Source organism: Stenotrophomonas sp. 8(2023) (assembly GCF_030345295.1).
GTDB lineage: Bacteria > Pseudomonadota > Gammaproteobacteria > Xanthomonadales > Xanthomonadaceae > Stenotrophomonas > Stenotrophomonas muris.
The window spans coordinates 1,006,639-1,029,846 of record NZ_CP128404.1 but is presented as its reverse complement, the minus strand read 5'-3'; the positions used below and the strand labels follow the sequence as shown (position 1 = coordinate 1,029,846).

25 protein-coding genes and 1 tRNA gene are annotated in these 23,208 nt (G+C 66.5%); 9 read left to right on the top strand and 17 right to left on the bottom strand.

All coding sequences use genetic code 11. The features are described 5' to 3' along the window. Positions 1–8 precede the first annotated feature (8 nt). Positions 9–401, top strand: a complete 393-nt coding sequence (locus QP609_RS04730) for a hypothetical protein (protein ID WP_289213872.1) — start codon at positions 9–11, stop codon at positions 399–401. Further along, positions 362–1,105, top strand: a complete 744-nt coding sequence (locus QP609_RS04725; protein ID WP_289213871.1) for an XVIPCD domain-containing protein — start codon at positions 362–364, stop codon at positions 1,103–1,105. Before QP609_RS04730 ends, QP609_RS04725 begins: the two co-directional genes overlap by 40 nt. A gap of 34 nt (positions 1,106–1,139) precedes the next feature. Here QP609_RS04725 and QP609_RS04720 read toward each other — a convergent pair whose 3' ends face one another. Continuing rightward, the gene (locus QP609_RS04720) at positions 1,140–1,520 is read right to left on the bottom strand and encodes a tautomerase family protein (protein WP_014646195.1); all 381 of its coding nucleotides are present in this window, start codon (positions 1,518–1,520) and stop codon (positions 1,140–1,142) included. A gap of 564 nt (positions 1,521–2,084) precedes the next feature. On the opposite strand from QP609_RS04720, the gene QP609_RS04715 reads away from it, so the two are divergent. Both QP609_RS04715 and QP609_RS04710 read left to right on the top strand, forming a co-directional pair. After that, a complete protein-coding gene (locus tag QP609_RS04715; RefSeq protein WP_014646194.1) occupies positions 2,085–2,513 on the top strand; it encodes a hypothetical protein in 429 nt (142 codons plus the stop codon). A gap of 199 nt (positions 2,514–2,712) precedes the next feature. Then, entirely contained in the window at positions 2,713–3,759 is a 1,047-nt protein-coding gene (locus tag QP609_RS04710) for an RHS repeat-associated core domain-containing protein (protein WP_080281850.1), read from the top strand. A 595-nt stretch (positions 3,760–4,354) separates the two neighbouring features. Here QP609_RS04710 and QP609_RS04705 read toward each other — a convergent pair. The 14 genes from QP609_RS04705 to QP609_RS04640 form a co-directional block, all read right to left on the bottom strand. Beyond that, positions 4,355–4,429: transfer RNA gene (locus QP609_RS04705), tRNA-Val, on the bottom strand. Positions 4,430–4,545: 116 nt separating this feature from the next. Next, positions 4,546–4,899 carry a PilZ domain-containing protein gene (locus tag QP609_RS04700; protein WP_005412452.1) on the bottom strand — a complete coding sequence of 118 codons (354 nt, stop codon included), beginning with the start codon at positions 4,897–4,899 and terminating at the stop codon, positions 4,546–4,548. Continuing rightward, entirely contained in the window at positions 4,896–5,852 is a 957-nt protein-coding gene (locus QP609_RS04695) for a DNA polymerase III subunit delta' (RefSeq protein ID WP_197620926.1), read from the bottom strand. The genes QP609_RS04700 and QP609_RS04695 overlap by 4 nt, the downstream gene beginning before the upstream one ends. Then, positions 5,849–6,514 carry a dTMP kinase gene (gene tmk / locus QP609_RS04690; protein WP_197620927.1) on the bottom strand — a complete coding sequence of 222 codons (666 nt, stop codon included), beginning with the start codon at positions 6,512–6,514 and terminating at the stop codon, positions 5,849–5,851. The genes QP609_RS04695 and tmk overlap by 4 nt, the downstream gene beginning before the upstream one ends. Further along, a complete protein-coding gene (gene mltG / locus QP609_RS04685; protein ID WP_142234361.1) occupies positions 6,511–7,572 on the bottom strand; it encodes an endolytic transglycosylase MltG in 1,062 nt (353 codons plus the stop codon). Before mltG ends, tmk begins: the two co-directional genes overlap by 4 nt. Positions 7,573–7,764: 192 nt before the next feature. After that, positions 7,765–9,129, bottom strand: a complete 1,365-nt coding sequence (locus tag QP609_RS04680; protein WP_197620928.1) for an aminodeoxychorismate synthase component I — start codon at positions 9,127–9,129, stop codon at positions 7,765–7,767. A 92-nt stretch (positions 9,130–9,221) separates the two neighbouring features. Beyond that, entirely contained in the window at positions 9,222–10,484 is a 1,263-nt protein-coding gene (gene fabF, locus QP609_RS04675) for a beta-ketoacyl-ACP synthase II (protein ID WP_197620929.1), read from the bottom strand. A 143-nt stretch (positions 10,485–10,627) separates the two neighbouring features. After that, entirely contained in the window at positions 10,628–10,867 is a 240-nt protein-coding gene (gene acpP, locus QP609_RS04670; RefSeq protein ID WP_005415509.1) for an acyl carrier protein, read from the bottom strand. 152 nt (positions 10,868–11,019) lie between these two features. Next, complete coding sequence (gene fabG, locus QP609_RS04665) at positions 11,020–11,763, bottom strand: 3-oxoacyl-ACP reductase FabG (RefSeq protein ID WP_005408312.1); 744 nt, start codon at positions 11,761–11,763, stop codon at positions 11,020–11,022. 82 nt (positions 11,764–11,845) lie between these two features. Further along, positions 11,846–12,790, bottom strand: a complete 945-nt coding sequence (gene fabD, locus QP609_RS04660) for an ACP S-malonyltransferase (RefSeq protein ID WP_197620930.1) — start codon at positions 12,788–12,790, stop codon at positions 11,846–11,848. 159 nt (positions 12,791–12,949) lie between these two features. Next, positions 12,950–13,732 (bottom strand): serine/threonine protein phosphatase, encoded by a 783-nt coding sequence (locus QP609_RS04655; RefSeq protein WP_046429200.1) that lies wholly within the window; start codon positions 13,730–13,732, stop codon positions 12,950–12,952. A gap of 77 nt (positions 13,733–13,809) precedes the next feature. Further along, positions 13,810–14,787 (bottom strand): beta-ketoacyl-ACP synthase III, encoded by a 978-nt coding sequence (locus QP609_RS04650; protein ID WP_014646186.1) that lies wholly within the window; start codon positions 14,785–14,787, stop codon positions 13,810–13,812. A 91-nt stretch (positions 14,788–14,878) separates the two neighbouring features. After that, positions 14,879–15,073 (bottom strand): 50S ribosomal protein L32, encoded by a 195-nt coding sequence (gene rpmF / locus QP609_RS04645; RefSeq protein ID WP_004154640.1) that lies wholly within the window; start codon positions 15,071–15,073, stop codon positions 14,879–14,881. Positions 15,074–15,180: 107 nt separating this feature from the next. After that, positions 15,181–15,690, bottom strand: coding sequence for a YceD family protein (locus tag QP609_RS04640; RefSeq protein ID WP_049404889.1), 510 nt, complete (start codon positions 15,688–15,690; stop codon positions 15,181–15,183). Between the two features lie 113 nt (positions 15,691–15,803). On the opposite strand from QP609_RS04640, the gene QP609_RS04635 reads away from it, so the two are divergent. Continuing rightward, entirely contained in the window at positions 15,804–16,373 is a 570-nt protein-coding gene (locus QP609_RS04635) for a Maf family nucleotide pyrophosphatase (protein ID WP_046429198.1), read from the top strand. Between the two features lie 103 nt (positions 16,374–16,476). Here QP609_RS04635 and QP609_RS04630 read toward each other — a convergent pair whose 3' ends face one another. After that, positions 16,477–18,312, bottom strand: a complete 1,836-nt coding sequence (locus tag QP609_RS04630; RefSeq protein ID WP_197606096.1) for a glycosyltransferase family 39 protein — start codon at positions 18,310–18,312, stop codon at positions 16,477–16,479. Between the two features lie 42 nt (positions 18,313–18,354). Here QP609_RS04630 and QP609_RS04625 point away from each other — a divergent pair, with 42 nt between their 5' ends. From QP609_RS04625 to QP609_RS04610, 4 genes are read left to right on the top strand one after another with little or no spacing between them, the layout of a single operon-like run. Beyond that, positions 18,355–19,308 carry an AAA family ATPase gene (locus QP609_RS04625; protein ID WP_032958559.1) on the top strand — a complete coding sequence of 318 codons (954 nt, stop codon included), beginning with the start codon at positions 18,355–18,357 and terminating at the stop codon, positions 19,306–19,308. Positions 19,309–19,331: 23 nt separating this feature from the next. Next, positions 19,332–20,255, top strand: a complete 924-nt coding sequence (locus tag QP609_RS04620) for a DUF58 domain-containing protein (protein ID WP_049441032.1) — start codon at positions 19,332–19,334, stop codon at positions 20,253–20,255. Continuing rightward, positions 20,248–22,197, top strand: a complete 1,950-nt coding sequence (locus QP609_RS04615) for a DUF3488 and transglutaminase-like domain-containing protein (protein WP_197620931.1) — start codon at positions 20,248–20,250, stop codon at positions 22,195–22,197. Before QP609_RS04620 ends, QP609_RS04615 begins: the two co-directional genes overlap by 8 nt. Further along, complete coding sequence (locus QP609_RS04610; protein ID WP_014036182.1) at positions 22,194–22,721, top strand: Slp family lipoprotein; 528 nt, start codon at positions 22,194–22,196, stop codon at positions 22,719–22,721. Before QP609_RS04615 ends, QP609_RS04610 begins: the two co-directional genes overlap by 4 nt. Before the next feature lie 103 nt (positions 22,722–22,824). Here the strand turns inward: QP609_RS04610 and QP609_RS04605 are convergent, their stop codons facing one another. Then, positions 22,825–23,184, bottom strand: a complete 360-nt coding sequence (locus QP609_RS04605) for a histidine triad nucleotide-binding protein (protein WP_014646179.1) — start codon at positions 23,182–23,184, stop codon at positions 22,825–22,827. Between the last annotated feature and the right edge of the window lie 24 nt (positions 23,185–23,208).

Sequence of the window (23,208 nt, the reverse complement as noted above, 5' to 3'; positions counted from 1 at the left end):
GAGTTTCCATGAACAAGCCCCGCTACAGCCTGGACATTGTCATTGCCGCACCCGGCACCCCACTGCTCGATCCCGATTCGGGAAAGCAGCAGCTGACGCCCGATGGCACTCCTGATACTTCCGGGCCTGGCCACATGTTCTACGTTCTGCACGCTCCAGGTAAAGCGGCGCAGAGTTTCGGCTTCGCACCCGTCGAGCATGGCAGCATGAATGGTCCCGGGCGCATCGTCAGAGACGACGTGAAAGTCTATAAGGACCCCGCCCATGTCCGTACCATCGAAATCACCGAAGCCCAGTACAACAAGCTCAAGGCGTCGGCGACGATCCAGTGGCGCACGGCTTCAGCAAGCACTACGCCGACGTGCGTCACAACTGCGTGGACTTCACCTGGGACGCATTGAATCATGCCGGCATCCAGCGCAAGCACAGCCTGGACGTGAACAGCATCGGCGGCCCCGTCGGCCAATTGCTGCCAGACGTCCGCATTCCGCTGGGCGTCCAGTCACAGGGCAAGGACGGTTATCGCCCCCTGCGCAACATCCATGGCGTGGACAGCATTGAACCGCCCTTCCCCAACAGCGAACTCAACCGCACCACCACTCATCCCCTGCCCGAGCGCACCCTGAAGCAGCACCTGCTCAGCGAAGTCGATAATGTCGATGGTCGCATCGGCGAGCGCCTGGCCGCGGACGCGCGCGCACCGGGGCACAGCCTTCATGCCTTGGACCAGAAAGTGCGTACCGCACTCGCCCAGGCCAGCGAACAGCAGGGACTGCCCCCCGGACAGGAGCACGAACGACTGGCCGGCCATCTGACCCACGCGGCGGTGCAGGCCGGCTTCAGCGAAAAGGACACGCTGCAGGTGGCATTCAGTTCAAACAGCACCGCCGAGGCACCCGGCTACGTATTCCTGCATCGCAGCGGCGACACCGCCTCGCCGGACCCTGCCGCCAATCGCCAGCGCCTGTCCCTGCTCGATACGCAGCAGGGCGACGCGGACACGCTGTATCAGCAGGTCAACGTGCAGCAGCAATCCCGCGACGCAAGCCGGCTGGCGCAGGACGAGCAACAGGCACAACAGCAGGCGTCGCCGCGCATGGCCTGACCAAACCGCGTGAGGCGCAGGCACCGTTCCCGCATCAACTCACGTACTGCGCCTGCCCATTGCCAAACGACCAGTTCTCCTTCTTCACCTCCACCAGGTTGATGAACACATCCTCGCGGCGGATACCCACCGCCGCATGCAGGCCATCGGCAATGCCCAGGTACAACGCCTTCTTCTGCTCCAGCGTGCGCCCTTCGTTCCAGGTGATCTGGATGCAGATGAAGTCGTCGGTGCGATCCACGCCCAGGTAGCCGGGGTCGTGGATCAGCGTGCCGGGCGCGTGTTCCTGGAAGATCTGGAAGCGATCATTTTCCGGCACCCCCACCGCGCGCATGGCCTGGTAGATGGTTTCGCCGACGCGTTGCAGGTAGTCGGCGGATTTACCTTTGCGAAGATCGATGCGGGCGAGCGGCATGGTGGCACTCCAGAGTGGATGGGCACGGCAACGGGCTGAGACTACGCCTGCCCGGGGCGGCGGGACAGCGCAGGGATGGAACCCTCTGGCTCCATGCGTGGCATGGTCCCGCCTCGCCGCGCAGGGTGACGCGATTGCCGTGGCGGCGCCGCTCTGGAGTCGTCTCGTGCACGGTCGGCAGGGCGGCGATGTGCGCCATCAGTGATGGGCCGCACTACTCGCAGGTGTCCGACGGCACACATCGGAAAACGTCTGGCCTGCCTAGGGCCAGTTGAGAACTTTCCTTACAGACTGATGTGATGGCCCGGCTTGAAGATCGCCGCGCCGAGGCAAGACGCCTTGGCCGGGATTGGCGTCTCGAATAAACGAACAGGCTTCAAGGACTGCGAGAGAAATCGCAGTTGAGAGAATGCACCGACTGCCCTCAATGGCGGGCGGTGCGTGGGGATCGCAAGATCCGCCAGGCGTTCTTCTCCCTTGAAGCTTGTTTGCCTTGGCACGCCAACCCGCACCCTCCGCCACCTTCACTCCAGAAGGTGGCCCTACGCCAGTGAGGGTTTCGCCATGACCAACCGAACCGCCATCCATCCCCGCCTGCACGCGCTTATCGGCGACGTCGCAGCCGACGTGCCCGAAGACCTTGCGCGTGAGATCGAATGCGCTCTAGCGGAGCGACTGCTGCCGCCTTCGCGCCCAACGTTCCTTTCCTGCCTCGATGCCATCCGCGCCGGTGATGACCAAGCCGGGCGCGCATGTACCCCGCAGACACTCAGCGCCACAGGCTTCGGCTCGCTCGACCGCTCGCTGGCCGCTTTGAATGCCGTACTGGATCTACTGCATGCCGCCGAACGTGCGCGCCTGGATGGCGATCCGCAGGATCAACTCGGTGACTTCCATCGGGACGGATTGATCGTTGCCGCACGCCAGATCGCGCGCGCTGCACAGGATGGGCTAGGCCATGCCATGGGATTCGCGGCAGGAAGACCTGGCTGATGCACGCGCAGCAAAGATGGCCCATTGCTGGAGGCCCTTTTTGTTCTGCAACATGGTAGGTGGCACAGGGATGGACGCGGCTCTTCTACCCAGCGAAGGCGGCCATTGCGGTATATGATCCACTCGGATCGGTGCACGAACGCCACGGTCATACTGCCTAGTCAAGTCATCTTGGACAGCGCTTTCGGGGAAAGAAAGGATGCATACATTCAAAAGGAACGCGGGCGATGAATCCGCCTGCGCATCAAGGGTTGGAGTTCGTCTCCGAACACTGGTTGCAGCAAGTACTTGGCTACACATTGCGCTGCCAATTGGGCTTGGCCTGCCTCCATCCGCGAACGCTGCAGGTCCGGAGACGGTTACCTACATTCATACCGACGCCCTTGGCTCCCTTGTTGCTGAGAGCGACGCCAACGGCAACGTGATAAAGCGTTATGACTACGAGCCCTATGGGACCCTGGTAGGAGGACAGGTCACCGACGGACCCGGATACACAGGGCATGTGAGCGACTCGACTACGGGCTTGAGCTACATGCAACAGCGATACATGGATCCGGAGCTGGGAGTCTTCCTCTCAGTGGACCCGGTCTCAGCGTATGACCAGCCTGTAGGCCAGTTCAATCGCTATCGGTATGCCAACGGGAATCCGTACAAATTCACTGATCCAGATGGGCGAAATCCAGCCCTGCCATTCATCTATGGCGCGATAGCGGGGGGCCTGTCCAATATTGCCATCCAGAAGCTGATGAATCCGGATAAACCAATCGATCAGACGCAGGCATTGATAGCAGCAGGGGTGGGTTCGGTCTCAGGCGGCGTGGGCGGTATCGCTGTCGCAGCCGTGGAGTCTGGAGTGATTTCTGTCGGCCGAGCCGTTGCCATTCAAGCAGCGGCGAATTTCGTCACTGGCGGCGCCGGTGCCGCCGCAGAGAGCGCCCTCAAGGGAGAGCCGATTTCCGCTGGTGGAGTGCTCACGGCAGCGACCGGAGGCGCTGTTGGTGGTCTGGCAGGTTCCGGTGTTGCAGCTGCAGCAGGCGACTTCGCGGGACCAGCCGCCAAAGGCGCTCTGAATAGGCTGAGCAGCTCCGCATCTCCCGGCGCCCCGAACATCGCCTCCACCACCGCATCAACAGGAGTCGCAATTCCTCGTCAGTCGATCACACAAGCGGGAGCATCACAGCTAGGGCAGAGCACCGCCGGAGCCGCCGTAGATGCGGCACAAAAGACGATGGAGAAGAAGAAGTGAATCCAGTACTACGTGGCTTTCTCGCATACCAAGCCGGGGGCATTCTCGTTCTTGGCGCCCTCTACTTCATTGCGATTCAATCAGGAAATCCGCATCCCTTTCGCGCATCATTCAGATTGTGGGCGGCGTATGCAGTTTTCTTTGCTGCCATATCTGCATTTGAGCTAGTAAAGCGACGACGGTATCGCAATCGGCGATGATCGGCCTCTGAAGTCGGGCTGCGCTCAACAATCGAATGAGAATCGAAAAGCGCTGAACCTAAAATCGGTCATCCAAACGTCCTCGAACTTCGACCATCGACTTGCAAGGACACGGATAGTGGAGTTCACGAAGGGTTTCGAGTACGAAAGCGTACAGGTGATAGTGGAGCGGGTAATCGAACGCAGAGACCTGCTTGACTATGTACGCACAAGCCTTTTCGCTAGGGAAAAAGTCAAAGCGGGCCAGGGTAAGCTAGTAGAGTCCCATATCCATCTGACGGCGAGTCACCGGTTACTTGGAGCCGACACGACCTCCATGCACTTACTCTGCGCATACGAAAAAGCCGGCTGAAAGCCGGCTTCTTCATAACACCTGAAAAGTCAGGTCTACTATTTGGTGGGCGGTACAGGGATCGAACCTGTGACCCTTGCCGTGTGAAGGCAATGCTCTACCGCTGAGCTAACCGCCCGGTGTGTTGCTGAGCCGCTCATTATAGGGGCTTTTCAGAGGCCGTCAACAGTTTTTCACAGTCGTGTTCACGGCGCTTCGGGGCACGCAGCTGGGCATGGCCCGGCGCTACCGGAATCACATCGTATGGGTCGGTTTGTCCGAACCGGTCAGCCCGGCCAGCAGGGTCTCGATCTTGTGGCGCACGCCCTCGCCTTCGGCACCGTCGGCCAGCTGCACGCCGATGCCGGCGGTGCGGTTGCCCTGCGCGCCGGCCGGGGTCACCCAGATCACCTTGCCGGCCACCGGCAGGCGCTCGCTGGAATCGGGCAGCGTCAGCAGCAGGAACACCTCGTCGCCCAGGAAATAGCGCTTGGGCGTGGGCACGAAGATGCCGCCATTCTTCACGAACGGCATGTACGCGCTGTACAGCGCGGCTTTGTCCTTCACAGCCAGGGACAGGATGCCCTGGCGGGCGTTGCTGGCACTCATCGATTTCTCCTTGCGGCAGGCCGCTCGTTCACCTTGTTCCAGGCCAGCAGCAACTCGACCACCGCAAGGTCTGCACGCACCGTGGTGCGCAGCAGGTCGCGGGTGCGGTTGGCCGCATCGAACCAGGCTGCAAGCTTGTGCAATCGCTCCGGCGTGGTCAAGGCATCGGTGCTGGCCTGGGCCAGCGCCAGGTCGGCAGCGAAGCGCAGGCGCAGCGCCGCGTTGTCATCACCACACCACTTCTGCGCCAGCTCCACCGCGCCGGTCTTGCCGGCGGCCAGCTGTTCCAGATCTCGACCGACTTCGCGGCGCAGGCTCAGGCCGTCTTCGCGCAGCCAGTTGTCGGCCTGGCCGGGATGGCCGCGGGCGGCCTCCAGCGCTTCGCGCGCCGATGCTTCACTGTGGCCCAGCTGCTGCAGCCAGGCCAGTGCTTCGTGCTGCGGCGGCAGCTTGAATTCCAGTCGCTGGCAACGGCTGCGGATGGTCTGCGGCAGGCGTGCCGGGTCGCTGCTGATCAGCCAAAGGTAGCGGCCGGGCTGCGGCTCTTCCAGGGTCTTCAGCAGCGCATTGGCCGCCGAGCGGTTGATCGCATCGGCCGGATCGACGATCACCACCTGCGCCACGCCGTACTGCGGGGTCAGCGCCAGCTTTTCGGTGATCTCGCGCACCTGCTCGATGACGATCTCGGTACGCAGCTTGTCGCCGCTCTTGTTCGGAATGAAGCTGACCAGCTGCAGGTCCGGATGGGTGCCGGCGGCGATCAGCTGGCGCGTGCGCGTGGCGTGCGTTGCATCACCCTGCGCCAGCACGTGGTCGGCCAGCGCCAGCGCCACCTCGCGCTTGCCCAGCCCGGCCGGGCCGCAGATCAGCAGGCCATGACCGAGGCGACCGGCGTCGAGCGCGGCCACGGTCTGGTCGAACGCGCGCTGCTGCCACGGCGAAAACGTGCTCATGCGCCCTCCCCGTCCTGCAGCCAACGCTCGACACGTGCAACCACATCGGCGGCCACGCGTTCCTGCACCTGGCCGGCGTCGATCAGCGCGAAGCGCTGCGGGTCCTGCTGTGCGCGGCTGCGGAACACGGAGCGCACGCGCTGGAAGAAATCGTCCTGCTCGCTCTCGATGCGGTCCGGCCACAGGTCACGGCCGTTGGCGCGTGCGCGGCCCACGGCCACGTCCACATCCAGCAGCAGGGTCAGGCCCGGCAGCAGGCCGACCGCGCGGCGCTCCAGGTCGGCAATCCACTGCGGGTCCAAGCCACGGCCACCGCCCTGGTAGGCGTAGCTGGAATCGGTGAAGCGGTCGCTCAGCACGTAGGCACCGCGCTGCAGCGCCGGCCGAATCACCTGGCGCACATGCTGCGCGCGTGCGGCGAACACCAGCAGCAGCTCGGCTTCGGCGCTGAGCGGTTCGGCAGCGATCTCGGCATCGGGCTTCAGCAGCAGGCCGCGGATGCGCTCGGCCAGCGGCGTACCGCCCGGCTCGCGGGTCAGTACCACCTCGTGGCCGTGGCGGCGCAGGCAGTCACGGATGGCATTGATGGCGGTGGTCTTGCCTGCGCCCTCGCCGCCTTCCAGGCTGACGAAACGCGGGTGGCGAAGCAGCGCGGGACTCATTGCGCCGGGGTCTCCTGGGTACGTTGCTGGCGCAGCTGCTGCAGGTAGCGGGCTACGGCGGCGTTGTGCTGGTCCAGGCTGGGCGAGAACACGTGCGCGCCGCTGCCGTCGCCCACGGCGACGAAGTACAGCGCATCACCGGCGGCCGGCTGCGCCGCGGCCATCAGCGCGTCGCGACTGGGCATGGCGATCGGGGTCGGGGTCAGGCCGGCACGGGTATAGGTGTTGTACGGCGTATCGGTGGTCAGGTCGCGGCGGCGGATGTTGCCGTCATACGCGGCACCGATGCCGTAGATCACGGTCGGGTCGGTCTGCAGGCGCATGCCGATCTTCAGGCGGCGCATGAACACGCCGGCGATCTGCGGGCGCTCGCTGGCCAGCGCGGTTTCCTTCTCGATGATCGACGCCAGCGTCAGCAGTTCGTAGGGCGTGTTGATCGGCAGGTCCGGCGCGCGGCTTTCCCAGGCTTCGTCCAGCGCCTTTTCCATTGCGGCGTGGGCGCGCTTGAGCACGTCCAGATCACTGTCGCCGCGCTGGTAAACGTAGGTCTCCGGCAGGAAGCGGCCTTCCGGGTGCTGGCCACCGAAGCCAAGGCGCTGCATCAACGCGGCGTCATCCAGGGTATCGGTGGTGTGCAGCAGCGGCTCGGCGCGCTTGAGTGCGGCACGCAGCTGGCGGATGTTCCAGCCCTCGACAATGGTGACGCGGTGCTGCAGCACCTTCCCGGCGCGCATGCGCAGCAACAGCTCGCGCGGGGTCAGCTCGCCACTGAGCGCGTACTCGCCCACCTTCAGCTTGCCGGCCGCATCGAGCTGGCGCGCCAGCAGTTGCCACTGGGTGTCCTGGCCCTCGTCCACGCCGGCATCGCGCAGCTTGCGCAGCACGCTGTTCATGCCATCGCCGCTGGCGATGACCACGCTCTCGGCGGTCGGGGTGATCGGGGCGTCGGCGAAGCGGGTCTGCTGGTAGAAGAACCACGCGCCCGCGCCGGCCACGACGGCGGCCAGCACCACCACCAGCGTTACCACGAACAGACACCCGCGCTTGGCTCCCGCCATGGACTACCTCTGCACTCGATTCCGTCGTGCAGGATACCGTGCCGGTGGATTGGGGTCATGACCGGGGTGGCGCCTGCGTGCCGGCCAACGGTCGATCAGTAGATCCACGCCATGCGTGGATGAACGCCCGGCGGCATGACTGCGGGGGTCAGAGCCCTCGCGCGGTGCGCAAGGGATCCGACCCCGACCGGATCAGCCCGGCTGGCCCAGCGCGCGCAGCAGGCCGCGGGCCTTGGCGCGGGTCTCGTCCAGTTCCTTGTCCGGGTCCGAATCGACCACGATGCCGGCGCCGGTGCGGAAGCTGACCTGGTGGCCATCCACTTCGGCGGTGCGGATCAGGATGTTCAGGTCCAGGTCGCCATCGCGGTTCAGCCAGCCGAACGCGCCGGTGTAGGCACCACGCGGCACCTGCTCCAGCTCGCTGATGATCTGCATGCAGCGCACCTTGGGGCAGCCGGTGATGGTGCCGCCCGGGAACGTGGCGGCGATCACCTCGCCCGGGGTCACATCGGGGCGCAGGTGGCCGCTGACGTTGCTGACGATGTGGTGCACATGCGCGTAGCTCTCCACCGTCATCAGCTCATCGACCACCACGGTGCCGGGCAGGCAGATGCGGCCCAGGTCGTTGCGCTCCAGGTCGATCAGCATCACGTGCTCGGCGCGCTCCTTGGGGTGGCCGACCAGCTCCTGGATGCGCGCGGCATCATCGTCCCCCTCGAAGCGCGGACGCGTGCCGGCAATCGGACGGGTCTGCGCGTGGCCGGCATGCACCGACACCAGCCGCTCCGGCGAGGAACTGACCACATGGCGGCCGTGCGCGCTGAACAGGCCGGCGAACGGTGCCGGGTTGGCGCGGCGCAGCTGCGCGTACAGCGCCTGCGGGCTGACCGGCGCGGCAAACTGCGCGCTCCAGCGCCGCGACAGGTTCACCTGGAACACGTCGCCGGCACGCAGGTACTCGATCACCCGGCGCACGCCATCGGTGAAGCGCTGCGGCGCATCCTCGCCCACCGCCTGCGGCGGCTGCCAGCCCTGCCCGGCCTCGGGCAGCGCGGCCGAGGCCAGTGCCACCAGCGCATCCAGCAACGCCTGCTCGCCGGCCTCGGCGATGACGAAGCTGGCGCCGTTGTGATGGTCATGCAGCACCGCGGCCGGGCAGCGCAGCGCCAGCGCGGTCGGGCGGCCGTCCTCGCGCGCACGCGCCGGCAGCACCGGTTCGATCTGGCTGGCCACTTCGTAATCGAGCATCAACGCCCAGCCGCCGCGGAACGGCAGGCTGTGGCTGCCGTCATGCGGCAGGCGTTCGCGCTGCCAGGCACGGTCCAGCACCTGCAGGAAGCTGCCGGCGTGCACCGCGTCGTGCTGGTCGCGCACCTGGCCATCCGCATCCAGTCGCAGGCCATCGCCCTGCGCGGCCAGCAGCAGGCTCCAGCGGCCCTGCGCGGTGCCCGAGGCAGTGGATTCCATCAGCAGCGGAAAGCGCGCCGGGTCATGCTGCTGCAGGGCCAGCAGATCGATCGGGTGCGGCAGCGGGTGGATCAGCGGTGCGTGGGTCATGGCAGCCAGTTCTGGGGTTCAGATGCACGGAAGCCGCCTTGCGGCGGCTCCGTAGAACGCGGCGTCGAGCATGGCCCGACGCTACAACTCGGTCAGACGCGCTTGAAGACCAGCGTGCCGTTGGTGCCGCCGAAGCCGAAGCCATTGGACATCACCACGTCGACCTTGGCCTGGCGCGCTTCGTTGGGCACGTAGTCCAGGTCGCAGCCTTCGCCCGGCTGCTGCAGGTTGATGGTCGGCGGGATGACGTTGTCCTGCAGTGCCATCACCGAGAAGATCGCTTCCACGCCGCCGGCAGCGCCCAGCAGGTGGCCGGTCATCGACTTGGTGGAGCTGACCATCATCTTGTAGGCGTGGTCGCCGAAGGCGGTCTTCATCGCCATGGTCTCGCCCAGGTCGCCCAGCGGCGTGGAGGTGCCGTGCGCGTTGAGGTAACCCACCTGTTCCGGGGTCACGCCCGCGTCCTTCATGGCCATGACCATGCAGCGCGCGGCGCCTTCGCCGTTCTCGCTCGGTGCGGTCATGTGGTACGCGTCGGAGCTGGCGCCGAAGCCGGCCAGTTCGCAGTAGATCTTCGCGCCACGTGCCTTGGCGTGCTCGTACTCTTCCAGGATCAGGATGCCGGCGCCGTCGCCCAGCACGAAGCCGTCGCGGTCCTTGTCCCATGGGCGGGAGGCCTGTTCCGGGGCGTCGTTGCGGGTACTCATGGCCTTCATCGCGCAGAAGCCGCCCAGCGCGGTCGGCGACGAGCCACGTTCGGCACCGCCAACCACCATCACGTCGGCGTCGCCGTACTGGATCATGCGCATCGCGGTACCGATCGAATGGTTCGAGGTCGCGCAGGCCGACACCGCCGAGAACGACGGGCCCTTCAGGCCGGTGATGATGCTCAGCTGGCCCGGCAGCATGTTGATGATGGTCTTTGGCACGTAGAAGGGCGAGATCTTCTTGCCCTCGTGGAACTCGATGGTCTGCTCTTCGATGCCGAGCAGGCCGCCGATGCCGGCGCCGACGATGGCGCCGATGCGCTCGGCATTGGCGTCGGTGATCTCCAGGCCCGAGTCGTGCAGGGCCATGAACGAGGCACCGAGGCCGTAATGGATGAACGGGTCCATCTTCTTGGCATCCTTGCCGCTGACCCGGAACTTGCCGAACAATTCATTGTCGGCGGTGATGTCGAATCCCTTGACCTCACCTGCAATCTTGGTGGTGAACCGATCCAGATAGGCATCCGCAACGTTGGTCAGCGGACCGATGCCCGAACGACCGTGGGTGATGCCTTCCCAGCTGCTGGCCAGATCATTGCCCAACGGCGAGACGATACCCAGGCCGGTTACGACGACGCGACGCTTCATTGCTGATTCTCCTGACCCGGCTGATTTCAACGGGCAACTCGGTTTGCTTCGGTGTGATGCTCAAACACACGGGGCCGCAACTGCGGCCCCATGGGGTGCGGTGCGCGGCGAGCGTGGGCCCGCGCGCGCACTGCCGTCTGACATCAGGCCTTGACGTGGGCCTTGATGTAGTCGATGGCGGCCTGCACGGTGCTGATCTTCTCGGCTTCTTCGTCCGGGATCTCGCACTCGAATTCTTCTTCCAGGGCCATCACCAGCTCGACGGTGTCCAGCGAGTCAGCGCCCAGGTCATCGACGAACGATGCGCTGTTGGTGACTTCTTCTTCCTTGACGCCAAGCTGTTCGACGACGATTTTCTTGACGCGTTCTTCGATGGTGCTCATGGGATCTCGCTCCAGATGGAGTTGTGGTTCAAAAGTGGTCGCCATCAAAGGCGATGGCCGTGGGATAGTGTAGTGGAAACCGGCGCGGCCTTGCATTGCAGCAAAAACCTCCGCAGATCAACCACTTGCGGCGCAATCCCTGCGCCCCTTGCTTACGGCATGTACATGCCGCCGTTCACATGGAGGGTTTCGCCGGTGATGTAACCGGCAGCCGGGCTGGCCAGGAAGGCCACCGCATGGGCGATGTCTTCCGGCGACCCCAGGCGTTCGAGGGCGATGTCGTTGATCAGCGCGGTGCGCGCTTCTTCCGGCAACGCCTTGGTCATGTCGGTGTCGATGAAGCCAGGTGCGACAACATTGACGGTGACGCCGCGCGAACCGATTTCCTTGGCCAGCGACTTGCTGAAGCCGATGATGCCCGCCTTGGCCGCGGCGTAGTTGGCCTGGCCGGCATTGCCGGTCACGCCCACCACCGATGCGATGTTGATGATGCGGCCCTTGCGCGCCTTCATCATGCCGCGCATCACCGCCTTGCTGGTGCGGAACACGCTGGTCAGGTTGGTGTCGATGATCGACGCCCAGTCCTCGTCCTTCATGCGCATGAGCAGGTTGTCGCGGGTGATGCCGGCATTGTTGACCAGGATCGAGATCGGGCCGAATTCCTTGGCGATGCCATCGAGCACGCTGTCCAGCGCGGCGGCATCGGTGACGTTCAGCGCGCGGCCGTGACCACCGTGGGCGGCCAGGCGTTCGCCGATCGCGGCAGCGCCGGATTCAGTGGTGGCGGTACCGATGACGGTGGCGCCCTGGGCGGCCAGCAGATCGGCGATGGCGGCACCGATGCCACGGCTGGCGCCGGTGACCAGTGCGATTTCACCCTGCAGGGGCTTGCTCATGATGTTTTCCTCAGGCTGGGGCGACCGCCGCACCCGTGCCGCTTGCCGCGGCCACCGGTACGGTCGGCAGGAACAGGGGGGATCAGGCCGACCATGCCTCGCGGGCGGCGTCGAAGTCGCCCGGCGTGGCCAGCGAACGGCCGTCGATGGCCTTGTCGATGCGCTTGACCAGGCCGGTCAGCACCTTGCCCGGGCCGCACTCGGCGATCCGGGTGACGCCACGGGCAGCCAGCGCCTGCACGCACCCGGTCCACTGTACCGGCTGGTACAGCTGCTGGACCAGCGCGGTGCGGATCGCGTCGATGCCGCTGTGCACCTGGGCGTCGACGTTCTGTACCACCGGCAGCTGCGGCGCGTGCCAGGACAGGCCGGCCATCACTTCGGCCAGGCGGTTGGCGGCTTCGCGCATGAGCGGGGTGTGCGAGGGCACGCTGACGGCCAGCTTGACCGCCTTGCGCACGCCCTTCTCGGCCAGCAGCGCCAGCGCACGGTCGACCGCGTCGGCGTCGCCACCGATCACGATCTGGCCCGGCGAATTGAAGTTGGCCGGCACCACCACCTGGCTGCCTGCCGCTTCGGCGCAGACGTCCAGCACCAGCTGGTCTTCAGCGCCGAGCACGGCGGCCATGGCGCCGACACCGGCCGGTGCGGCTTCCTGCATCAGCTGGCCGCGCAGGCGCACCAGGTGCGCACCGTCATGCAGGCTCAGTGCGCCTGCGGCAACCAGGGCGGTGTACTCGCCCAGGCTGTGGCCGGCCAATACCGACGGGTGCGGACCGCCCACGGCGTTCCAGGCGCGCCACACGCCGATGCTCGCGGCCAGCAGGGCCGGCTGGGTGTATTCGGTACGGTTGAGCATTTCCTCCGGGCCGCCCTGGGACAGCGCCCACAGGTCGACGCCGGCACCATCGGATGCCTCGGTGAAGGCTTCACGCACCTGTGGGTGCAGTTCGGCCAGCTCGGCCACCATGCCCACAGACTGCGAGCCCTGGCCGGGGAAGACAAAAGCGAGGGTGGATACGGTCACGCGGTCATCCGCTTGTTGCAATCGAAGCGGGCCATGATAAGGGGGAACATGCCGTGTCGTCTGTACGTGCGCGTATGCACGCGTATGGTGAATGGCCGGGCAAGCGCAACGGGGTCAGATCCCTTTTCCTGCGGAAAAGGGATCTGACCCCTATCAGCCTCAGCAGAACAGCTGCAGGACGTCCAGGTCGCCGTCGGCGAGGAAATCCACGCACAGGCCCACCAGCATCAACACGCCGGCGGTGCTGGCGCCGTGGGCGATGAAGATGGAATGGGCCAGCGCGCGCGCCGAACGGCCCAGCTTCATGCAGACCCGGGCCAGGCTGCGCAGGCGGCCGCTGACCGCATGCACGTGCTCGCGCACCGGTGCCTGAACGTCACCCATCGCCTCGGCCATCATCGCCTGCAGGTGCCCGGGGCGGTCGGCGTAGTACTTGGCCACGCCGTAGCCGAACATCAGCCAGTCGCGGGCCTGCGCTTCGGACAGATCCATCACTTCCAGCGGATCTTCCTCGAAATCGATGAAGCCGACCTTCTCGCCATCCCATGTGAGGTTGCGCGGCAATGGCTGCCCGAAATAGGCGCCGCGGGCATGAGCTTCAGCAATGGCCAGCATCGCCGCCATCACCAGCTGATCGCGACCGGCTTCGTCGGCTTCGCGCAGGCAGGTATTGAACGAGCTGCCGTTGTCGCCGATCACCAGCGCGGCATGACCGGTGCCCAGTACGTCCGGCACGTTCACACCCTGCGCCTGCAGTTCCGCGAGGCGGCGGGCCTCGGTTTCGCGTGCGGCGTCGCCACCGCGGTGCGGCGGCGGGCGCAGCGCATCCAGATGGAAACGGCGCGCAACAAAATTGAGCAGGCCCAGGGCCATTGCCCGGCTTCCCTTGCCGTATTGCTTCAGCCAGGCACGTTGCCCTTCGATGACGATGGGCTCAACCATGACAGGTCCTCCTTAAACGCGTTACGGCCCCGGAGGGGCCGTAACGACAAGACTTCACATTGTCGTAACTTGCACTATCAATAGCGCAGCAGGGCCGAACCCCAGGTGAAGCCGCCGCCGAAGGCCTCCAGCAGCAGCAACTGGCCACGCTCGACCTTGCCCGAACGCACCGCGGCATCCAGCGCCAGCGGCACCGAGCCGGAGGAGGTGTTGCCGTGCTTGTCGACGGTCACCACGACCTGGTCCATCGACATCTCCAGCCGCTTGGCGGTGGCTTCGATGATGCGCAGGTTGGCCTGGTGCGGGATCAGCCAGTCCAGGTCGGATTTGTCCAGGCCGTTGGCAGCCAGGGTCTCGTCCACGACCGAGTCCAGCGCCTTGACGGCGTACTTGAACACGTCGTTGCCCTTCATGTTGATGGTGCCGCCACCGTTGGCGCCGTCCTTGAAGCCGGTCGAAACGCCGACCGGGTTCCACAGCAGTTCCTTCTTGCTGCCATCGGCATGCAGGTGGGTGCTGAGGATGCCGGTGTCTTCGTCGGCCTTGAGCACGACGGCGCCGGCGCCATCGCCGAACAGCACGCAGGTGGTGCGATCGTTCCAGTCGACCATGCGGGTCAGCGTTTCGGTGCCGATCACCAGCACGTGCTTGCAGTCGCCGGAGCGGATGAACTTGTCGGCCACGCCCAGCGCGAACACGAAGCCGGAACAGGCTGCGTTGACGTCGAAGGCGGGGCACCCGGCCACACCGAGCTTGGCCTGGATCAGGCACGCGGTGGACGGGAAAATGAGATCAGGGGTGGTCGTGCCGACCACGATCATGTCGAGCTGCGAGGCATCGATGCCTGCGGCTTCAAGCGCGCGCAGGGCGGCGTTGTAGCCAAGGTCGCTGGTGGTTTCGCCTTCGGCCGCGATGTGCCGTTCACGAATGCCGGTGCGCGACTGGATCCACTCATCCGAGGTTTCGACCATTTTTTCCAGGTCGGCGTTGGTCAGGACTTTTTCCGGCAAATAGCTACCGGTGCCCGCGATCCTCGAATAGATCCGCTTGCTCATCATGTTTCCTGTTGCGCGGGCCGCCGATCACCGGCACGCCCGGGAAAGAAGGCAAAGGCCGCTGCCCGGAGGCAGCGGCCTTCCCGGCACATCAATCTTCTTCGACAGCCGAGGTCTTGGTCTGGATGACCTTCTTGCCGCGGTAGAAACCGTCGGCAGTGATGTGGTGACGCAGGTGCACTTCGCCGGTGGTCGGGTCGGTCGACAGCTGCTTGGCGCTCAGGGCGTCGTGGGCACGACGCATGCCGCGGCGGGACGGGGTGACACGGGATTTCTGCACAGCCATGGGATTGCTCCAAACTCGGTTCGATTTGCTTCGTCGTATCGTCGCGCAGGACGCCAGCGCCCAGCACACTTTCGCTTTCGCCGCAGCCGCCGACGACAATCCGGCTGCTATTGTTTCTTCAGTGCTGCCAACGCCGCAAACGGGTTGGCCTTCTTCGTTTCTTCTTCGCTCGGTGCCCAGTCCTTGTCGACTGCTTCACCGTCGGGCGACAGCGGCACCACGGGCACCGCCAGCACCAATTCGTCCTCGACCAGATCCAGCGGACGCAGCTGGCCGTCTTCCGGCACCAGCAACGCCTCGTATTCCTCCGGCAGGGACGATTCCTCGTCCTCGTCGCGGATCAGGCCAAGCCTCTGGGTCACCTTCACCGGCAACAGGAATCGCTGCATGCTGCGCTGACAGGTCAGCGGCAGCGCGGTGTCGATGGTCAGTTCCACATAGGATACCCGCAAGACGTCGTCGCGACCGAATTCAAGCGAGTAGACACACTCGCCGTCGGTATCTGCGACCAACCCCTGCAGGCGGGTCAATTCAGCCAGGGAGACCTGACCGTCGAAGCGCCTTCGCGCTACAACCATCCGCCAGGCATCCAGCGTTTCGGGCACGTTCGCGGACATAAGCCGCTGAATACTAAGGATCGCACCGCCCGCTGTCAAATGCCCGCCCTGCAGCACTTGCCGCTGGCGCCGTGGAGGGGCCAGACTGCCGCGCCCTGCCCCGGTATTGTCACATGTCACTGGTCCTGGCCTCCACCTCCCGCTACCGTCGCGAACTGCTGGAACGGCTGGGCCTGCCCTTCGACTGCGCACGCCCGGACGTGGATGAAACCCCTCTGGGCGCCGAGACCCCGCTGGCCCTGGCCACGCGCCTGGCCGCCGCCAAGGCCGCCGACGTGGCCGCCCGCCATCCGGGCGCCTGGGTGATCGGCTCGGACCAGGTGGCCGACCTGAACGGTCAGCCGCTGGGCAAGCCGGGCACGGTCGAGGCGGCCTGTGCGCAGCTGGCGGCAATGTCCGGACAGACGGTGCGCTTTCACACGGCGATCAGTCTCAGGCGGGATGGAGAATCCCTCGCCACCCTGGATCTGACCGAAGTACGCTTCCGCGTGCTGGACCCGCAGGAAATCATCCGCTACGTCGCCGCCGAGCAGCCGCTGGACTGCGCCGGCAGCTTCAAGTGCGAGGGCCTGGGCATCAGCCTGTTCGAGGCAATCGACAACCGCGACCCGACCGCGCTGGTCGGCCTGCCACTGATCGCGCTGTGCGGCCTGCTGCGCAGGGCTGGATTCGCGGTGCCGTGAACGGTAGAGCCGAGCCCTTGCTCGGCCGTCTTTTTTTTAGGCTGCCCGCCATCTGTAGCAGAAGCAGCCGAGCATCGGCTCGGCTCTACAGGACCAGGGGACCTCAACGAACTTCGAACGGCTGCTCCTGCCACGCCTCCACGCTGCCGTCGCGGCCGTGCAGGCGCAGGCCAAGCCAATGCCGCCCCGGCGCCAGCGTGGTGGTATCCAGCGATGCGTCGAAGCCCACCGCCGGATGCTGCGGATCGGTGCTGTCCGGCCAGGTGTGGCGGATGTCGAACATGCGCCCGTAGCGCGCATCGCCAATCGAATGGCCATCGACCAGCACTTCGATGCGCGCCAACCCCACGCCATCCTTGAATGCCCAGCCCTTGATGGCGAGCGTTCCGGAGACCTTCTCACCGTTGGACGGCGCATCCAGCCAGGCCATTGCCGGCGTCACGCAGGGCCCCTGCGCGCGCTGCACCGGCAGCTGGAACAGCAGGAAGCGCTGGAAACCATGATCGCTGCTGACCACGCGCGGCGCCGGCAACGGCCCCACCTGCTCGCAGATGGCGTGATAGCGCGCCAGCAGATCGCGGTAGCGCTGGTCGCTGGGTGACAGCACCAGCAGCATCGGCGCACTGCGCGGGCCTTCGTGCAGCAGGCCCCACTGTGCCAGCTGTGCGGTCCGCCCATGCTTGTCGTTGAGCGGGTGCGGCAACACCTCGATATCACCGTTGCCCAGCTGGAAGCCCAGTTCGGCACCGACCTTGAAGTTGCCCGCCAGCACACGCGTGCCCGGCGGCATCTGCCGCAGTTCGTCGCGCACCGCCACGGCCAGCGGCTGCCAGCCGGCAAAGTTGCGCGGGTAGTACTTGCTGCCGGCCATCTGCTCGCGCAGCGCCGGCGTGGACGCCATCAGGTAGTAGCCGAAAGCCAGTACGGTGCCTGCAGCCGCCAGCCACCAGCCGGTGCGGCGCAGCCAGCGTGGCCAGCCGTTGAGGACCACCGGCACGGCCACCAGCAGCGCCAGGTAGCCCGGCAACGGCCAATGGAAACTGATCCGCTCGACATCGGTGAAGAAGCCCAGCAGGAAGATGCCCAGCGTCGACACCCCGCCCACCAGGCCGAAATAGCGCCATTGCACCCGCACACCACCACCGCTGCGGGTACCCGCCAGGGCGACCTTCCACATCGCGATGCACAGGATCGGCGTCACCAGCATCGGCTGGATCACCAGGAACCACAGCCCTTCCCACTCGAACGTCCACGGGTGGCGCTCGACCACCTGGAACTTCAGGCCGGCATCATGGTTGTCCGCATTCCACGCCAGCAACGGCAGCCAGGCCAGTACACCCACCGCCAGCGCCACCCATACGCGCGGGTCGGCCAGCATGCGGCGGCCCTGCGGCAGCGCCAGCAGCGCAATGAAGCCGACACCGATGACGCCAATGAAACGGTAGTGGCTGAGCGCACCGATCAGCAGGCCCAGCGCCAGCTTCATCGCCGACGACGCATCCACGTTGTGCAGCAGGCGCGCACCGGCCTGCAGGCAGATCACCGCCGCCAGCGCCATCGGCACATCCGGCACGGCCAGCAGGCCCAGCGTGGCCGACAGCGGCATCAGCAGGGTCAGGCTGCCCGCCTGCCACCCTGCGACGTTGCCAAACCAGCGCGTGGCGATGCGCACCACCAGCAACGGCAGCAACGCACCGATGGCCAGGAACGGCAGGCGCAATGCGAGCACGTGATGGCCACCGATTTCCACGCCCAGGCGTGCAAGCCATGCTGTCAACCCCGGCAGGTCGGAATAGGCGGCGGCCAGGTGCTGGCCTTCCTGCCAATAGAACGCCTCATCGACGAACAGCGGCAGGCGTGCAGCCACCACCAGCTTGGCCGCTGTGATCAGCGTCCATAACCAGAGAAATATTGCCCGCGCGCGCTGTTCGCCTTGCATTGCTCTATGGATAATCGAGTGGATTCCAGACCTGAGACGATCATGCCAGCCTCGTCCCCCAATCCCAGCATGCTAACCGATCAACTGCGCCAGGCCCTGCGGGAGGCACAGGATCAGGTGAACGCACTGGTACTGGGCAAGGTGCCGGAAGTCAGGCTGGCCTTTGTCGCCCTGCTTTCCGGCGGCCACCTGCTCATCGAAGATCTGCCTGGGCTGGGCAAGACCACGCTGGCGCATGCATTGGCCAGCAGCCTCGGCCTCAGCTTCCAGCGCGTGCAGTTCACTTCCGACCTGTTGCCGGCGGACGTACTGGGCGTATCGGTGTACGAGGCCGGCAGCCGCCAGTTCCAGTTCCACCCCGGCCCGGTGTTCACCCACGTGCTGCTGGCCGATGAGATCAACCGCGCACCGCCGCGCACGCAGAGTGCGTTGCTGGAGGCGATGGCCGAGCAGCAGGTCACCCTGGATGGACAGACGCATCCACTGCCCGATCCATTCTTCGTGATCGCCACGCAGAACCCGGTCGACCTGTCCGGCACCTTCCCGTTGCCGGATTCGCAGCTCGATCGTTTCCTGCTGCGGCTGGCGATGGGCTACCCGAGCGTGCAGGCCGAGCGCGAGCTGCTGCGTGGCAGCGATCGCCGCGACCTGATCGCCCGCGCGGTGCCGAAGCTGGATGACACCCAGGTGCGTGCGCTGCGTGAAGCCGTTGGCCAGGTACACGCCAGCGACGCGCTGATCGACTACGTGCAGGCACTGTTGACCCGCAGCCGCCAGCATGCCGGCGTACGCGTGGGCCTGTCACCGCGCGCCGGGCTGGCCCTGCTGCGTGCCGCCAGGGCGCATGCACTGCTGCTCGGCCGCGGGCATGTGGTGCCCGAAGACGTGCAGACCCTGTTCGTGGCAGTGGCCGGCCATCGCCTGGTGGCGGAGGCCGAATCCAGCTCCGGGCCGGCACTGGCGCGGGCGATCCTGCAGACCGTCGCGGTGGACTGAAGGTGGCCACACGCTGGGCACGCATGCAGCTGCTGGCACGCCCACGCAGGCCCGAAGCCCTGCCGCAGCGACTGGATCGCCATCGCATCTATGTACTGCCGACGCGCTTCGGCCTGTTCGTCGCCACCCTGCTGTCGGCGATGCTGCTGGGCGCATTGAACTACAACAACAACCCGGCCCTGCTGCTGGCACTGTTGCTGGCCGCAGCAGCGATCGCCAGCGCCATTGCCGCGCACCTGCAGCTGTCCGGCATACAGATCGATGCAATCTCCGCCGAGCCGGTTCCGGCCGGGCACCCCCTGCGCCTGCGCGTGGACCTGTCGTTGCGCGACCCGCGCGCGCGCCACGGGCTGCACCTGCAGCTGGGCGCAAGCGAGGCGTGGGTCGCACTGCCTGCACACGGTCGCGGCGAAGTGGAGCTGGATGTCCCCAGCGAGCGCCGCGGCTGGCTGGAACTGCCGCGCATCCGCCTGTCCAGCACGCAGCCGCTGGGGCTGGTGCGGGCATGGTCGTGGGTGTGGCCGGAGCAGCCGCTGCTGGTTTATCCACTGGCCGAGGCACTGGCACCACCCCTTCCGGAAAGTGGCAGCGATCCACTGCACACCCGCGCCCATGCCAGTGGCGAAGAGCTGCACCAGCTGCGCCCCTATCGTGCCGGCGACGCCCCGCGCAGCATTGCCTGGAAACACTCGGCACGCCGCGACAGCCTGCTGGTGCGCGAATACGAGAAGCCGATCGGCATCGAAGTGGTGCTGGACTGGCGCACGCTGGCGCCGCTGGGCCATGAAGCACGCATCGCGCGGTTGGCACGCTGGGTCGACATGGCCGAGCGCGAAGGCCGGCGCTACACGCTGCTGCTTCCAGCCCATCCCCCGTTCGGGCCCGGCCAGGGCGCCAGCCACCACCACCTGTGCCTGCGCGCACTGGCGCTGATGCCCCATGACTGAGCCTGCCGTCCTGCTCGATCGCAACGCCCGCAGCTGGACCCTGACCAGCGCAGCGCTGGCGCTGCTGCCACTGCTGCTGCAGCTGCCGCCGGTGCTGGCCGTCGTGATCGCGATCACCGCCGTGCTGACCGCTGCGCTTTCCTGGCGGCGGGTGCTGCCGATGCCGGTGCGCCTGCTGCTGGTGCTGGCCATGCTCGCCACCATCGTCTGGCAGATGGGCATGGTGCGGCCGGGGCGTGATACCGGCTGTGCGCTGCTGGCGGCGATGCTGGCCATCAAATCCAGCGAACTGCGCAACCTGCGTGATGCGCGCAGCCTGCTCGGTTTCGCGCTGTTCTCGCCGTTCGCGGCCTTCCTGCTCGACCAAGGCCCGCTGACCACGGGACTGGCTGCGCTGGCCGCGGTTGCCGCACTGCTGGCCCTGCAACGCCTGGCCCAGGACGAGGGCCGCAGCCCACGCCTGCCACTGCACGGTCAACTGCGCGGCGTCGGCCGCCTGCTTGGCATCGGCCTGCCGCTGGCACTGGCCTGCTTCTGGCTGTTCCCGCGCTTGTCCACGCCGTTGTGGGGCGTACCCGAACGAGCGGTGGGTACACCCGGCCTGGCTGACAGCATGGCGCCGGACCAATGGCTGGACCTGATGGCCGACGACACCCCGGCGCTGCGCGTGCAGTTCTTCGGCGCGGTGCCCGAGCCCGCGCAGCGCTATTGGCGCGGCCCGGTGCTGACTTCCTTCGATGGCCACCGCTGGAGCCGCGATCGCGCGACGGCCCGGCGCCCCGCCCCCGTGGTCGAAGCCGCCGCACAGGGATGGGACTACCAGATCGACTACGAACCCACCGACCGTCGCCTGCTGGTGGCCCTGGACCTGCCCAGCCGCGCACCGGAAGGCAGCAGTTTCGATGCGGACATGAGCCTGCGCAGCGACCGCACGCTGTCCGCGCTCAGCCGCTGGCGGTTGCATTCGGCGCCTCCGCAACGGTTCGACACCGATCTGTCGCCCTACCTGCGCCGTGCCGCGCTGCAGCTTCCCCCCGGCTTCAATCCGCGCACCGCCCAGCTGGCACGGCAATGGCGGCAGGAGGCCGGCAACGATGACGAAGCCATCGTCCGCCGAGCGCTGCAGTGGATCACCCGCGACTTCTCCTACACGCTCGATACCCCGGTGGCCGGGCGCGATCCGGTCGACGATTTCCTGTTCAACTACAAGGCCGGCTTCTGCCAGCACTTCAGCTCGGCCTTCGTGGTGCTGATGCGCAACGCCGGCATTCCGGCCCGGGTGGTGACCGGCTTCGCAGGTGGCACCCGCAACCGCATCGGGGACTACTGGGTAGTGCGGCGCATGGACGCCCACGCCTGGGCCGAAGTCTGGCTGCCCCAGCGCGGCTGGGTCCGGGTGGACCCGACTGCGGCCGTGGCACCGGAACGCATCCTGGACACGCTGGACGACCGCTTGCAGGCCGGCACGGACACCCCGCTGCAGCAGCGCTGGCTGCAGCTGGGGCAGATGGGTGACTGGCTGCGCCGTGGCTGGAACGACCTGGTGCTTTCCTTCGACGCACGCCGTCAGCAGCAGCTGCTCAGGCCGTTCGGGCTGGATGATCTCGGGCCGGCGCAGCTGGTGGCCGGCTTCGTGGTCGCCGCACTGCTGGCATTGGCATGGATGGCCTGGCTGCTGGCCCGCGGCGAGCGCGAGCGCGACCCGCTGCTGCGCGCCTGGCACCGGCTGGGGCGGCGCTATGCGCGCCTTGGCCTGGCCCGCGCCCCCCACGAGACGGCATGCGACTGGTCACGACGGGTACACGCCGTGCGCCCCGACCCCGCCCTGCTGGCACTCAGCCAGCGTTTCGCCGACGCGCGTTACGCTGGAACTTGCACCGACCTCGCTTCATTATTGCGGGACCTGCGCAGGCATCGCCCGACTTCCGGAGCCTCCCCATGAACACCAAGTTCCTCCTCACCGCTGTGGCCACGCTGGCCCTGTCGGCCTGCGCCACGGCCCCCAAGCCGCTGCAGGGACAGTTCAGCCTGGTCTCCCCGCGCGACTCGGTCGCCACCCAGCAGGTCGGCACGCCGGTCCGATGGGGTGGTCGCATCATTGAGACCAAGCCCGGCCAGGGCGAGACCTGCTTCCAGATGATCTCGCGCCCCCTCAACGCCAGTGGCCGCCCGAACACCACCTCGTCCGACGCCAGCGACGGCCGCTTCATTGCCTGCCGCGCCGGCTTCTACGACCCGGCCGTGTTTGAAGCCGGCCGCGACGTGACCTTCATCGGCAAGATCGACGGCTACCAGAACACCCGCATCGGGGAGTACGACTATCGCCTGCCGAAGCTGTCGGCCGATGTGATCTACCTGTGGCCGGAACAGCGCCAGGTCGATGTGGTGCCCTACCCCTATGGCCCGTGGGGCCCGGGCCCGTATGGCCCGTACTGGGGTGGTTACGGCCGTTGGGGCTGGTGGTGATCGCCACCGGCCATGCGTGATCGAAAAAGGCCGCCTTCGGGCGGCCTTTTTTTCATCCACGCATCGCATGGATCCACTGCGGGCAATGGTGGATGCCGGGCGCTCAGCGCCCCGGCGTACCGAAATGCCCCAGCGGCGCACCGGCCAGCAGGTGCATGTGGATGTGGAACACGGTCTGCCCGGCATCCTCGCGGCAGTTCATCACGATGCGGTAGCCGTCCTGCGCGAACCCTTCGCGGCGCGCATATTCGGCGGCAGCCAGGGCAAGCTTCCCGATCAGGTGCGCCTGCGACGGCTGCAGGTCGTCCAGGGTCGGGATGATCTCGTTCTTCGGAATGAACAGTACGTGCACCGGCGCCTGCGGTGCGATGTCCTTGAAGCCCAGCACCTCGTCGTCCTCGTAGACGATGGTGGCCGGGATCTCGCGACGGATGATCTTGCTGAAGAGGGTTTCGTTGCTCATGGTCGGCCTCGGCGGGATGTCTTC

Coding starts and splice junctions, on each gene's coding strand:
- QP609_RS04730 (WP_289213872.1), top strand. CDS start 9: ATGAACAAGCCCCGCTACAGCCTGGACATTGTCATTGCCGCACCCGGC.
- QP609_RS04720 (WP_014646195.1), bottom strand. CDS start 1,520: ATGCCGCTCGCCCGCATCGATCTTCGCAAAGGTAAATCCGCCGACTAC.
- QP609_RS04715 (WP_014646194.1), top strand. CDS start 2,085: ATGACCAACCGAACCGCCATCCATCCCCGCCTGCACGCGCTTATCGGC.
- QP609_RS04710 (WP_080281850.1), top strand. CDS start 2,713: ATGCATACATTCAAAAGGAACGCGGGCGATGAATCCGCCTGCGCATCA.
- QP609_RS04700 (WP_005412452.1), bottom strand. CDS start 4,899: ATGAGTGCCAGCAACGCCCGCCAGGGCATCCTGTCCCTGGCTGTGAAG.
- QP609_RS04695 (WP_197620926.1), bottom strand. CDS start 5,852: ATGAGCACGTTTTCGCCGTGGCAGCAGCGCGCGTTCGACCAGACCGTG.
- tmk (WP_197620927.1), bottom strand. CDS start 6,514: ATGAGTCCCGCGCTGCTTCGCCACCCGCGTTTCGTCAGCCTGGAAGGC.
- mltG (WP_142234361.1), bottom strand. CDS start 7,572: ATGGCGGGAGCCAAGCGCGGGTGTCTGTTCGTGGTAACGCTGGTGGTG.
- QP609_RS04680 (WP_197620928.1), bottom strand. CDS start 9,129: ATGACCCACGCACCGCTGATCCACCCGCTGCCGCACCCGATCGATCTG.
- fabF (WP_197620929.1), bottom strand. CDS start 10,484: ATGAAGCGTCGCGTCGTCGTAACCGGCCTGGGTATCGTCTCGCCGTTG.
- acpP (WP_005415509.1), bottom strand. CDS start 10,867: ATGAGCACCATCGAAGAACGCGTCAAGAAAATCGTCGTCGAACAGCTT.
- fabG (WP_005408312.1), bottom strand. CDS start 11,763: ATGAGCAAGCCCCTGCAGGGTGAAATCGCACTGGTCACCGGCGCCAGC.
- QP609_RS04655 (WP_046429200.1), bottom strand. CDS start 13,732: ATGGTTGAGCCCATCGTCATCGAAGGGCAACGTGCCTGGCTGAAGCAA.
- QP609_RS04650 (WP_014646186.1), bottom strand. CDS start 14,787: ATGAGCAAGCGGATCTATTCGAGGATCGCGGGCACCGGTAGCTATTTG.
- rpmF (WP_004154640.1), bottom strand. CDS start 15,073: ATGGCTGTGCAGAAATCCCGTGTCACCCCGTCCCGCCGCGGCATGCGT.
- QP609_RS04640 (WP_049404889.1), bottom strand. CDS start 15,690: ATGTCCGCGAACGTGCCCGAAACGCTGGATGCCTGGCGGATGGTTGTA.
- QP609_RS04635 (WP_046429198.1), top strand. CDS start 15,804: ATGTCACTGGTCCTGGCCTCCACCTCCCGCTACCGTCGCGAACTGCTG.
- QP609_RS04630 (WP_197606096.1), bottom strand. CDS start 18,312: ATGCAAGGCGAACAGCGCGCGCGGGCAATATTTCTCTGGTTATGGACG.
- QP609_RS04625 (WP_032958559.1), top strand. CDS start 18,355: ATGCCAGCCTCGTCCCCCAATCCCAGCATGCTAACCGATCAACTGCGC.
- QP609_RS04620 (WP_049441032.1), top strand. CDS start 19,332: ATGCAGCTGCTGGCACGCCCACGCAGGCCCGAAGCCCTGCCGCAGCGA.
- QP609_RS04615 (WP_197620931.1), top strand. CDS start 20,248: ATGACTGAGCCTGCCGTCCTGCTCGATCGCAACGCCCGCAGCTGGACC.
- QP609_RS04610 (WP_014036182.1), top strand. CDS start 22,194: ATGAACACCAAGTTCCTCCTCACCGCTGTGGCCACGCTGGCCCTGTCG.
- QP609_RS04605 (WP_014646179.1), bottom strand. CDS start 23,184: ATGAGCAACGAAACCCTCTTCAGCAAGATCATCCGTCGCGAGATCCCG.